Raw genomic sequence first — 11692 nt, 5'->3', positions numbered from 1 at the left:
TGGTGGACGATACTGGGCTTGAACCAGTGACCCCCGCCTTGTAAGGGCGGTGCTCTCCCAACTGAGCTAATCGTCCGTCTTTGTGGGGGCGTATTATAGGGAGATCGAAAAGGCTGTCAACAAAAACCAAGGAATAAAACCGCTTTTTTTCATCTTATTTTACTAACTGCTTTAATTTTCAACATCCTGATTAATTAGTGATCTTTTAACAGACAAATCGCGACAATAGGTGTATTCAATTCATTAGCCTGATAAAATAGCGCCAGATTTTTTAGGCTAAAAATAGTATCTGCTGGTATCACCTTTATACCGGCAGATAAGCAAGATGAGAATAATATGACATTAACAACCCGATTTGCACCAAGCCCGACCGGATATTTACATGTAGGCGGCGCCCGTACCGCTTTATATAGCTGGTTATACGCCAAGAAAAATGGCGGTGATTTTATTCTGCGTATAGAAGATACCGATCTCGAGCGTTCCACCCAGGCCTCTGTCGATGCCATTATGGACGGTATGAACTGGTTAAACCTTGACTGGACTCATGGTCCTTATTTTCAAACCAAGCGTTTTGACCGTTATAAAGAAGTGATTGACCAGCTGATTGAAACCGGTCATGCCTATCGTTGTTACTGTACTGCTGAAGAAGTAGAAGCAATGCGCGAAGAAGCGCGTGCTAAAGGTGAAAACGAACGTTACAACGGTATGTGGCGTGAGCGCACCGACTACCCGGCAGATAAACCTTATGTGATCCGCTTTAAGAACCCTTTAGAAGGGGATGTGGTGATTAAGGATGCGGTCAAAGGTGAAATTGTTATTTCCAATAAAGAGCTGGACGATCTGATCATTGCCCGCTCCGACGGTTCTCCTACTTATAACCTGACGGTGGTGGTCGATGACTGGGATATGAAAGTCAGCCATGTGGTACGCGGTGACGATCACGTCAACAATACCCCGAGACAAATTAATATCTTAAATGCTTTAGGGGCGCCATTACCTGTTTATGCCCATATCCCGATGATTTTAGGGGATGACGGCAAACGTTTATCAAAACGCCATGGCGCGGTAAGTGTGATGCAATACCGGGATGACGGTTACCTGCCGGAAGCCCTGCTTAACTATTTAGTACGTTTGGGCTGGTCTCACGGCGATCAGGAAATCTTCTCCCGTGAAGAAATGATCGAGTTATTTGACTTAACCGGCTGTAACCGTGCGCCGTCTGCTTTTAATACCGATAAGCTTATCTGGGTTAACCAGCATTATATGAAAACCCTGGATCCGGAATATGTTGCCTCGCACCTGGCCTGGCACATGGAAGATCAGGGCATCAGCACAGATAACGGCCCGGCATTAGCCGAAATTGTTAAAGTACAGGCTGATCGGGTGAAAACGTTAAAAGAAATGGCGCAGATCAGCCGTTATTTCTACCAGGACTTCACCGAGTTTGACGCCGCTGCCGGTAAAAAACACTTACGTCCGGTCGCCAAAGAGCCGCTTGAGCTGGTAAAAGCCAAGCTGAGCGCACTGGAGAACTGGCAAGGGGATGCTATCCATGAGGCCATCAATGCCACTGCCGAAGAGCTGGAGCTGGGCATGGGTAAAGTGGGTATGCCGCTGCGTGTTGCTGCAACCGGTGCAGGTAATTCCCCGTCACTGGATATTACCCTGGCATTAATGGATAAAGACAAAGTGCTTGCCCGTATTGATATGGCGTTGGCTTTTATCGAAGAGCGCATTGCCAATAGTTAATGGCTTTTAATCCGGGAGGTAGGTGTGAAAATCATTGCCTGACTTCCCGAGAATTTATCTACAGCCGGTATCAGTTATTCACTTTTACCGGCTGTATTTTTACTATCAAGTTTACCTGTAGAGAGCTGCAGGTGATGTACCTTATTTTAGTGTCGGCACTTAAGCCTTTTTTAGGCCAATAGTTTTGGCCAATAGTATGGGATAATTTGACTATACTAGTGCGGCACACCTTGTTTTGGAGTTTAGCTTGCAATTTAATGAATTTGGCTTAGATAAAAGGTTGTTATCCGCCATTGAACATATGGGCTTTGAACAGGCCACGGAAATTCAACATCAGGCCATACCTGCGGCCATGTCGGGACATGATTTAATTGCATCGTCTAAAACAGGGTCGGGTAAAACCTTGGCCTACTTGCTGCCTGCGATGCAGCGTTTGATCAAAAATCGGCCGTTAGCCAAGCGCGATCCCCGGGTGGTGATTTTAACGCCGACCCGTGAACTGGCGAAACAGGTCTTTGCCCAGTTGCGTTTATTTACCTCGGGCACACAATTTAAATCGGTATTGATCCTCGGCGGTGAAAACTTTAATGACCAGGTGAAAGTGCTGGAGAAAGATCCGCAGTTCATCGTTGCCACCCCGGGGCGGCTGGCGGATCACTTATCGCAGGGACATTTTTATTTAAACGGCTTAGAGCTGTTGATTCTCGATGAAGCGGACCGCATGCTGGACTTGGGCTTTTCCAAGCAGCTGGCGCAAATCAATAAAGCCGCCGATCACCGAAAACGCCAAACCCTGATGTTTTCTGCGACCCTGGATCATGCCCAGGTAAATGACTTTGCTTTAGAGCTGTTAAATAAACCTAAGCGTATTGCTATCGGCCATGCCCATACCGAGCACAAAGACATCAATAAACGTTTTTACCTGTGTGATCACTTAGATCATAAACAGGCTTTGCTTGAGCATTTCCTCAGCGCTGAAGATTATCAGCAGATGATTATATTCACTGCTACCCGGACCGATACCGAGCGCCTGTCGAAAGAGTTATCGGCCCAAGGCTTAAGCACTGTGGCCCTAAGCGGTGATTTAAACCAGAGCCAGCGTAATCAGATCATGGATGGCTTCAGTAAAGGCCAACAAAAAATTCTGATCACCACAGATCTTGCTTCCCGTGGCCTGGATTTAACCAATGTCTCCCATGTGATTAACTTTGACTTGCCCAAGCACAGTGAAGAATTTGTTCACCGTATCGGTCGTACCGGCCGCGCCGGCAGTAAAGGGGATGCCATCTCTTTTGTCGGGCCGAAAGACTGGTGGAGTTTTAAAAATATCGAAGCTTTCTTGCAGCAAAACTTTAGCTTTGAGCAAGTTGAAGGCTTAAAGGCTAAGTTTAAAGGCCTGAAACCGAAAAAAGCGGCGACCGGCGATAAAAAGCAGGCCGGGGTGAAGAAAAAACCGGTTAAGAAAAAGACCGGCCAGACGCGCAAAGCCAGCAATAAAACCTTTCATTTTGCCGAGGATGCCGGGGATATGCCGGTGCTTCGCCGCAAAGGCGGCTTGCAGGAACATGAGGATAACGAAGAAAGCTAGTCTTTATTATTAAAGGCGCTACCGGCAGCGGGCCTGAAGCTTGACCTGCTGCCAAACTCTTGCCAGTTTGTTGTGACATCTTATTCCCCGAAAGCTGTTTTTGACAGCAGTCCTGCTTTTTTGGCATTAAAACTGACGGTATGGCCGCAGTCGGCACACTCTATCACCAGTAGCGGGATTAAAGATCTTTCCGGGTCGGCGCCGCCTATGGGTAATTTCATTAACTCATAAAGCTGGGGATGAATGACCCACTGATTTTTGCCGCAAACATAACAACGCCGGTTGTCCTTGAAATGTAGATCCAGGTGTTCCATTGCCTGCTCTTGTTGTTTTTGCGTTAATGCCACGGCAACTCTTCCTTTTAGCTGACAGGTTAAAAAGTAAACTTATATCTTATTCATTATAATCACTATTTTTGTAACTGTATTATTGTGTGTGAAATAACGAAGGAGTATTTGATGCCCTAAGGATAGTGGATCAAACTGTGGAATACCGCAGGTGCCTGATGAAGGTTCCGGTAACCGTGTGGTTTGTCGGCGGCAAACCTTACCGCAGAGCCCTTGTTCAGGACCAACCACTGACCGTCAACCAGTAATTCCATTTCCCCGCTGGTGACTATCACATGCTCAGTGACGCCTTTTTCGTGAGGCTCGGCAAGACGCTTGTACCCCGGCTGCAGGGTTAATTCAAACAATTCAAAACCAAAGCGGGCTTCGAAGGGGAACAGCGGAGCCACCAGCATTTGATCGCTGGCTGGCTGGCGACGCAGCTCGGCGCTTGAGCGGATCACGGTTTGTTCAGCGTCGGTTACCGGCGGTTCAAGAAAAGTGGACAGGGATAAATGAAAACCACTGGCTATTTTCCACAAGGTGGCCACTGTCGGGCTCGACTCTCCCCGCTCTATCTGACCTAACATGGCTTTGCTGACGCCGGTTTCTTTTGCTGCCCGGTCCAGGCTCCAGCCTTTTTCTTTTCTTTGTGTTTTTAATGTTCGGGCCAGGTACTGATCGAGTGCTTGCATCGGGATTTCCATTTTAATGGGCTGAAAAGTGTTTAAAAAAAGCTTGTACGTTATAACGCACAAATGCTACTTTAAGTAAATGGACGTTATAGCGCACAAATGATTGTAAGAGGTGGAGCGGATGGGGTCAATATCGGGAGTTTCTAATATGATGAGGTTTTTCAGCGTGTCGCATATTTGCGCCGGTTTTGTCGCGGTACTGGTGGGTTATACCAGTGCCGCCGTGATCATCTTTCAGGCGGCGGAAGCTGCCGGGGCATCGGCCACGCAAATAAGCTCCTGGTTGTGGGCATTAGGCATAGGCATGGGAGTGAGCAGTATCGGGCTGTCGCTGTATTTTCGCACCCCAATCTTAACCGCCTGGTCGACACCGGGAGCGGCATTACTGGTGACCGCCTTATCGACAACGTCTTTAAACGAAGCGGTGGGCATCTTTATTTTTAGTTCGAGTTTGATTTTGCTGTGCGGCATCACCGGCTGGTTTGAAAAGATCATGCGCCATGTGCCTGCGTCTTTGGCCGGCGGCATGCTTGCCGGCGTTTTGCTGCAATTTGGCATGGATATTTTTAAGGTTTTGAATGATGAGTTTTTACTGGTGGGGGGCATGCTGGCGGTTTATATGCTATTCAAACAGGCCTTGCCCCGTTATGTTATTCCGCTGGTGCTGTTAACCGGCGGCGGTGTCGCTTTTTTTCAGGGGCAGCTGCAACTCGATAATCTTAGCTGGCAGCTGTCGGCGCCTGTTTGGGTGACGCCGGACTTTAGTTTCGCGCAATTAATCGGTGTTGGTATCCCGCTATTTATTGTGACCATGGCATCACAAAATGTTCCGGGGGTCGCAGCCCTGAGGGCAAACGGTTATCAGACACCTGTGTCTCCGCTGATCACCTGTACCGGATTTACCGGTGTGGTGCTGGCGCCATTTGGCGGTTTTGCCTTTAACCTGGCGGCGATCACCGCGGCTATTTGTCAGGGGAAAGAGGCGGGCGTTGATCCGAATAGACGTTACCTGGCCTCGGTGTGGGCCGGGGGCTTTTATCTGCTCACCGGTATCTTTGGGGCAAGTGTTGTTGCCTTATTTGCCGCCTTTCCAACCGAGCTGGTGATGGCCCTTGCCGGGCTGGCGTTACTGGGCACCATAGGCAATAGTTTATCCGCTTCCCTGAGTGATCATCATGAACGGGAAGCGGCGTTATTAACCTTTTTAGTGACGGCTTCCGGTATCAATCTGGCGGGGATCGGCAGTGCCTTCTGGGGTCTGGTTATCGGGCTGCTGGCTTATCACTTGCAAAAGTCTGTCGCGCCGGGGATCAGAAAAGCCTATATCGCAAGACAAAGCACTTAAGGGTTAATCAAGCCGGGTTATCTGGCTTGGTTCATGCTGCTGTTTTTACAGCCCTGGCGCTGGCTCTTTGCGTTAATACGCCCTGGCTGATGCCGGCCAGAATGATCAGTGTACAACCGCTTAATTGCAGAGGCGTTAAGGTTTCGGCAAAAAGCGACCAGGCAAAGCAGACCACGGCAACCGGCTCAACATAAGCCAAAGTACCAAAAGTGACCGCAGGTAAGTTTCTCAGTGCTTTTACCGCGCATAAGATGGCAATAAAACCCGGGATGATGCCGATGGCCAATAACCACAAGGCCTGAGCGGCAGATATTTCAGGTGTCGAAACCAGCATTAGCGGCAGCAGGCACAAGGCGCCGGTGAGCAACTGCACTAAGGTGCTCTGGTATGGAGTCGATTTGTCCGGTTTACGGTTGATGAGCATAAAGCCGCTGTAGGTCAGCAGTGACAATACCCCGTAAAACAGGCCTAACGCTTCGTTTTCTGAGCCTGAGGCAGCTAGTGAAAACTGCATCATCATGGCAAACCCCAGTAATGCGATGGCGATGGCTAAGACATTGGCAAAGGCCAGGCGCTCTTTAAAGATAAAATGTGCGAATACGGCACTGACTAAGGGGGCCAGGTACACCATCATCACGGCATTGGCCATGCTGGTATAGTTCATTGCCTGGATATAAAAAAACATAAAGCCGGCTAACATGGCGCCGTTGACTAAAGTGCGTTTACCCGGTTTATGTAAAATCTGGCTGCGTTTGGATGAGGCCAGCATATAGACTAGCAGGCACAGGGCGCCTAAAAACAAACGGTAAAAGGTGATGTGCTCGGCGGGCAAAGCGGCAAAACGCGCCAGTGTGCCTATGGTACCCATACAGATGGCGGAGGTTATCGCCAGTAAAATAAAGGATAATTTCGGGGAGTTAACGGAGTGTGACAAACTGTGAACCTGATAAATTTTTATATAAGGATTGATAACTAAAGAATTGAGAAAGCTGCTGTTTTATCGGCAGCTTTATGAGTGAAGGTGTTAGCAAGGCTTAGCCTGCATATGAAACTCGTATTCATCTTCTCCCGTAATGGTGAAACCAAGCCTTTTATATAAGTTAAGGGCCGGGTTTTCTTTTAATACTGTCAGTTCCACGGTTTTATTTTTTGCCTGTTGTAATATTTGCTGCAGGATTTTTTTACCTAAACCTTGTCCCTGGTATTCGGGGGAAATCTGGAGTTGCATGATTTCGAGGCTCTCGTTTTGCTCTTGGTACTTTAATGTGCCAATTTTATTCTCTTGGTAAAAGATGATGTGGGAACATTCATAAGCATCTTCGAGCCTGAAAAGATGCTCTTCCTCCGTGAGAAACTGGCCTGACTTTTCCAGGTGCTCAACCATAGTTAATTTGCGCAGTTGCAGCAGGTAAGCTTTATCATCTGCTGTTGCCTGAACGAAAGTAAAACGCATCAATGACCTCTATCTGCCGGTATTTTAGAAGGGGATAAAAAGGGAGATGATAACGGCTTAGGCGGTAAGCAGCCAGTTTTTTGTTTCATCCCGCTTCTTTATCTGATTTGTTTTATCAAAGGTTTTGCAACAGCCTCGCACAGCTTCTGTGCTAATAACTTATCCGGTTGCTTCTATTTCGCCGGCAGCTTGTTCTGTGATGAAGACCAAAGGCCGACTGTTGACGAGCCGGTTCTTGAGCAGTGCGGCTAAACCGGCAGCGCCCGATGTGGTTGTCGCTAAGCCGAGATCTTTTGCTATCGATGCGGCGTTTATTGCTTCTTGCTCAGATACAGTAACAAAGCTGTCTGCCTGGTGTTGTAAAACATCAAACGCCAACAGGGAAGGGGTTTTACAATCAAGGCGCCCCATATTGGAAACTCCTCCCGATACCGTGCAGATTTCTCCTTTGTGGATACTTTGCTGCAGACAGGGGGCCAGCTCAGGCTCGACTATGATAATTTTTGGTTGGACTTGCCAGTGCGCCCGGATCATAAAGGTGATGGCTGCGGCCAAACCGCCAACGCCTGCCTGTAAAAATACATGGCTTGGCCAGTTATTTTGCTGCTGAAAAGCCTGGCGCATTTCCTCGGCAATGACAGTGTAGCCTTCCATCACCAGGCGGGGGATTTCGGTATAACCGGGCCAGGAGCTGTCACAAAGATGAACCGCTCCCGTTTGCTCGGCATCTTTAATGGCTGCCGCCATACTTGCTTCATAGTTTGCGCCTGAGCGCATCACTTGTGCACCTTTATCCCGTAAACGTGCGGCAAAACTTTCCGGTACTGTCTCGGCCAGATGAATCCGGGCACGGGCTGAGAATATTTTTGCCCCGGCGGCGACCGCTAAGCCATGGTTGCCGGCACTGGCGCAGACAAAAGTCATGGTTTTAGCCGTTGCCTGCATTTTCTCGGATAAGTACTCCCCGGGAGCAACCGCTTTTCCTGTTTGTTTTTCAAGAGCTTGTGCTATCAACCGGGCCAGGGCATAGAAACCGCCAAGGGCTTTGAAAGAGCCCAGTCCCATGCGTTTGCTTTCATCTTTGAACAGGATGTTTTGTCCCTGGTAGCTGAGTCTGGTGAGCGGGCTTTCCCGGTAAACCGGACAGGCCTGTAGCAGTGCTTTCGGTTGCTGGCAATTAAACATATTTTTCTACCCTGATGATTGCTTGGGTTCATTTAGCTGATTTGATGAGCTTATTTTAAAATAAGTGTTTACCTGTTTTATGTCGGTTTTTGCTGATTTTTGATAAAATTACTCATATATGGCTTATTTTTTGGGAAATATTTTCATTGTGGAATTAGATCAGGCAGATATACGTATCCTGGCAGCAGTGCAGGAAAATGCCCGTATCGGGCTTGAGGCGCTGGCGGAAATCGCTTCGCTGTCGGTGGCTTCGGTGCAGCGCAGGCTGAAACAGCTCAGGGATAAGCAAATGATCACCCGGGAGGTGGCGCTGCTCGACCCGGACAAACTGGGCCAGCCGATGAGTTTTATTGTGATGGTGGAGATGGAGCGGGAGCGTCCGGATCAAATTGATGCATTCTCGCGGCTGGTATTAGCCGACCCCCAGGTGCAGCAATGTTATTATATTACCGGTGAAGCCGACTTTTGCCTGATTTGCAGCGCCGCAGATATGAAAGGTTTTGAAGCCTTAACCCAGAGGTTATTTTTTAATAATAATAATGTCCGTCGTTTTAAAACCTCGGTGGTGATGGGCAAAAAGAAAGTAGGGCTTAATGTCGATCTCAGTGGCTTGCTCACATGAGTGAGCTTGACTGGGTAAAGGTTTTAGCTGCCTGCGGGGAACTTTTTTAGATGTGTTATTCGGCACCCGGTCCCAGCGGTTGACCAAAACTGAATTCAACGAAATTGCCATCGGGATCTTTGATGCCGCAATAATATCCGACCGGATAGGGCTCTTGTTTGCAGGGCCAGACCAGGATACCGTCCTGTTTTGCCCTGAGTGCGATGTCATCGACCGCCTGTTTACTGGTCATGGCAAAACCCAGATGGGAAAAGTCATTGCTTTGTTGGTACTTTTCCGGTCCGCCGGGCAGCATCACCAAAATAAAGTCATGCTCTTTGCCTGTCTCTGCCATCCAGACGATAGGCTTACCGTCTATGCCCTGGGGTCTGCGCTCGCGGATAATATTGAGACCGGCATATTGCTGGTAAAACTCGACACAGGCACGTAAATCTTTTACATGTAAAGCGATATGGGTGAGGGAGATGGTCATGTTTACTTTTGGGCCTTATTGCTGATGAAGCGCCAGTCATGTTTATATGGTAGCGCTGATATCGTCTTCTTCTTCGCTGATCAATTCGCCAAAATCATCCAGGGCACTTTTGCTGTTTGTTGTTGCCTGTGTCTGATGCTGGTGCTGTGCCGGTTCAGGCGAGTTTTGTCCGGCTTGTCCTGAGTCCGGGGTAAACTGGGCGACCAGCTCATAAAGCTGACTTGATTGTTCTGCCAGATGGTTTGAGGTTGAAGAAATATGCTCTATTGCTTCGGCTGAGACATTGGCCAGGTTACTGACATTTTCACCGATATCCCGAATTTCGACGGTCTGCTGGGTTTGCTCTCCCGAGGCGGTGGCGATTTCCAGGGCATGCTGGTTAACATTATCAATATTGTTGCTGATGGTGTTGATGGAGGTTTTAGTGCCTTCAAGGCTGGCCAGCAGCGACTGGGTATCATCGGCGGTAGATTGCATGCATTCGCTTAACAGCTGGTTCAGGCGGAAATTCTCCTGTAGCAGGTTACCTATGTTAGTGGTGGAGTCCTGAGTTTTACTGGCCAGCTGGCGGATTTCGTCGGCAACGATGGCAAAACCGCGGCCTACTTCTCCGGCCCGGGCGGCTTCGATGGCGGCATTAAGGGCCAGTAAATTGGTTTGATCGGCTATGGTCTTGATGGTGCCGAGCATATCCAGCAGGCTTTTGCTTTGGCTGTTGAGCTGGGCAATTTCTGCTTCGAGCTTCTCGATTTCCTGACCCATAGTGATGGCTTTTACACTTAATGAGTCCATGTTATCCAGGCCGTCGGCGGCGGCTTCCTTAGCTTTGACCAGCTCCTGGACCGTGGCGTCGGTTTTATCGGCGATTGCCTGGCAAACCGTGTAAATCTGCTCGCTGGAATCGGATGCCTTTTCCGTCAGGGAAACACTTTCCCGGGTATTGCCGCTTGCTTCGTTAAGTGATTGCTTGATATGGCTTGAGTCCTGGCTGATTTGTTTGGCGACATCTATGGTTTTGCCCATCATCGCCTGCAAATTGGTCAGTAATTCATTGAAATGAATTGAGGTCTCTCCGAGTTCATCGCTGGATACCACCTCAATTCTCTGGGTTAAATCTGCTTGCCCCTGGGACATTTCCCGCATCATATTACGCAGGTTAAGGATAGGCCTGATAATTTTGGCATTGGCAAAGTAAATAACGAAAATACCGAAAGAAATACCGCCGATAAACAAGCTTAATAAGATCAGTACATTGGTTTGGGTGGATTTGACCAGCTTCTGGCTGGTGTCCAGGCTGAGCTGCTGCTGAACCTTTACCAGGGTCCCCAGTTCATCACCGAGTTTTTTCAGTAATTGGCCGAATTCGTTGCGGATCAAATAGGCATCGGTACGCCATTTTTCGCTGCTGTGAATATCGATTGCCAGTTCCAGGTGGCCAAAAAAATTATCCTTGAGCTGGATAAACTCATCCAGGGCATCGACTTGCTCTTCTCCCAGTTGATCTTCCTTTGCACGTAAACTGATAATATTTTGCTCCAACCCTTTTTTAAATAAGTCGACTTCTGACAGGATCTCGCTGTTGCGCAGGGCAAGGTAATGCCTGACATTACTTAAGATCATTGCCCACTGGTATCTGAGGTTATGAATATCAAGCAATAAATCGGCATATTGCTCGACATCCTCAGTATCAGATTCTCCCAGTACGATATCTGTGGTCATTTGCAGGGCTTTGCTGCCCAGGGGTTCAAGCTGATCCCGGGATATTTGCAATGCAGGACGGTTTTTTTCCGGGTGCTCGGCCAGGTCGAACATCACGGTTTGATAATTGCTGAGCTCATCCACTAAGGTGGCGATATAATTGATTTGCGGCTGATCTTTTGGCTGGCTGTCTTGTGCAGACTGATTAAGGATTTGTTTCAACGAGTCGAGCTGGCTTTTTAAACTACTGAGGTTCTCCAGGTATTTTTGTTTATCTGAGCTTTCCTGGCTCAGCATATAATAACCCAGAGAGCTGGAGCTTTGGTGTACCTTGTTGGCAAGATCCATGGAGGCAACGAGGGTAGGGATCAATTTCTCAACAAATTGGCCGGTTTCTCTTTCCATGCTTTTCATGCTGAGATAGGCGACGGTTAAGACCAGCAGCAACATAATTAATAAGCCGCCTAAAGATCCCAGCACTTTTTTTCTCATCGATAATACCACTTGTCTGCCCTCTAAAAATGACTTTGCTGATAGTAAGCTAAGTGAAAAAACTTAA

11 protein-coding genes and 1 tRNA gene are annotated in these 11692 nt (G+C 48.2%); 4 read left to right on the top strand and 8 right to left on the bottom strand.

The annotated features are described in order from the left end of the window. Positions 1-76: transfer RNA gene (locus QL234_RS25560), tRNA-Val, on the bottom strand. Positions 77-336: 260 nt separating this feature from the next. Here QL234_RS25560 and gltX point away from each other — a divergent pair. Together gltX and QL234_RS25550 are read left to right on the top strand one after the other, a co-directional pair. Further along, a complete protein-coding gene (gene gltX, locus QL234_RS25555; protein WP_281560589.1) occupies positions 337-1749 on the top strand; it encodes a glutamate--tRNA ligase in 1413 nt (470 codons plus the stop codon). Positions 1750-1996: 247 nt separating this feature from the next. Next, positions 1997-3337 (top strand): DEAD/DEAH box helicase, encoded by a 1341-nt coding sequence (locus tag QL234_RS25550; protein WP_281560588.1) that lies wholly within the window; start codon positions 1997-1999, stop codon positions 3335-3337. Between the two features lie 80 nt (positions 3338-3417). On the opposite strand, the gene QL234_RS25545 is transcribed toward QL234_RS25550, so the two are convergent. After that, positions 3418-3684 carry a hypothetical protein gene (locus QL234_RS25545; RefSeq protein ID WP_281560587.1) on the bottom strand — a complete coding sequence of 89 codons (267 nt, stop codon included), beginning with the start codon at positions 3682-3684 and terminating at the stop codon, positions 3418-3420. Positions 3685-3800: 116 nt separating this feature from the next. Next, positions 3801-4358: an XRE family transcriptional regulator gene (locus tag QL234_RS25540; RefSeq protein WP_281560586.1), complete on the bottom strand. Its 558-nt coding sequence runs from the start codon at positions 4356-4358 to the stop codon at positions 3801-3803. A gap of 148 nt (positions 4359-4506) precedes the next feature. Here QL234_RS25540 and QL234_RS25535 point away from each other — a divergent pair, with 148 nt between their 5' ends. After that, a complete protein-coding gene (locus tag QL234_RS25535; RefSeq protein ID WP_281560585.1) occupies positions 4507-5703 on the top strand; it encodes a benzoate/H(+) symporter BenE family transporter in 1197 nt (398 codons plus the stop codon). 31 nt (positions 5704-5734) lie between these two features. Here QL234_RS25535 and QL234_RS25530 read toward each other — a convergent pair whose 3' ends face one another. The 3 genes from QL234_RS25530 to QL234_RS25520 form a co-directional block, all read right to left on the bottom strand. Continuing rightward, entirely contained in the window at positions 5735-6637 is a 903-nt protein-coding gene (locus tag QL234_RS25530; protein ID WP_281560584.1) for a DMT family transporter, read from the bottom strand. A 90-nt stretch (positions 6638-6727) separates the two neighbouring features. Then, positions 6728-7156: a GNAT family N-acetyltransferase gene (locus QL234_RS25525; RefSeq protein ID WP_281560583.1), complete on the bottom strand. Its 429-nt coding sequence runs from the start codon at positions 7154-7156 to the stop codon at positions 6728-6730. Positions 7157-7315: 159 nt separating this feature from the next. After that, positions 7316-8341, bottom strand: coding sequence for a diaminopropionate ammonia-lyase (locus QL234_RS25520; protein ID WP_281560582.1), 1026 nt, complete (start codon positions 8339-8341; stop codon positions 7316-7318). Between the two features lie 148 nt (positions 8342-8489). Here QL234_RS25520 and QL234_RS25515 point away from each other — a divergent pair, with 148 nt between their 5' ends. Next, positions 8490-8963 (top strand): Lrp/AsnC family transcriptional regulator, encoded by a 474-nt coding sequence (locus tag QL234_RS25515; protein ID WP_281560581.1) that lies wholly within the window; start codon positions 8490-8492, stop codon positions 8961-8963. 55 nt (positions 8964-9018) lie between these two features. Here the strand turns inward: QL234_RS25515 and QL234_RS25510 are convergent, their stop codons facing one another. Both QL234_RS25510 and QL234_RS25505 read right to left on the bottom strand, forming a co-directional pair. Further along, positions 9019-9435 (bottom strand): VOC family protein, encoded by a 417-nt coding sequence (locus QL234_RS25510; protein WP_281560580.1) that lies wholly within the window; start codon positions 9433-9435, stop codon positions 9019-9021. A gap of 42 nt (positions 9436-9477) precedes the next feature. Next, entirely contained in the window at positions 9478-11625 is a 2148-nt protein-coding gene (locus tag QL234_RS25505) for a methyl-accepting chemotaxis protein (RefSeq protein WP_281560579.1), read from the bottom strand. Positions 11626-11692: the final 67 nt, after the last annotated feature.

This window comes from Thalassomonas sp. RHCl1 (genome assembly GCF_947387555.1).
GTDB lineage: Bacteria > Pseudomonadota > Gammaproteobacteria > Enterobacterales > Alteromonadaceae > Thalassomonas.
This window is presented reverse-complemented; position numbering and strand designations above follow the sequence as displayed.

Bases quoted from the DNA above. Each gene is read 5' to 3' on its own strand.
- gltX (WP_281560589.1), top strand. From the start codon at position 337: ATGACATTAACAACCCGATTTGCACCAAGCCCGACCGGATATTTACAT.
- QL234_RS25540 (WP_281560586.1), bottom strand. From the start codon at position 4,358: ATGCAAGCACTCGATCAGTACCTGGCCCGAACATTAAAAACACAAAGA.
- QL234_RS25535 (WP_281560585.1), top strand. From the start codon at position 4,507: ATGATGAGGTTTTTCAGCGTGTCGCATATTTGCGCCGGTTTTGTCGCG.
- QL234_RS25525 (WP_281560583.1), bottom strand. From the start codon at position 7,156: ATGCGTTTTACTTTCGTTCAGGCAACAGCAGATGATAAAGCTTACCTG.
- QL234_RS25520 (WP_281560582.1), bottom strand. From the start codon at position 8,341: ATGTTTAATTGCCAGCAACCGAAAGCACTGCTACAGGCCTGTCCGGTT.
- QL234_RS25510 (WP_281560580.1), bottom strand. From the start codon at position 9,435: ATGACCATCTCCCTCACCCATATCGCTTTACATGTAAAAGATTTACGT.
- QL234_RS25505 (WP_281560579.1), bottom strand. From the start codon at position 11,625: ATGAGAAAAAAAGTGCTGGGATCTTTAGGCGGCTTATTAATTATGTTG.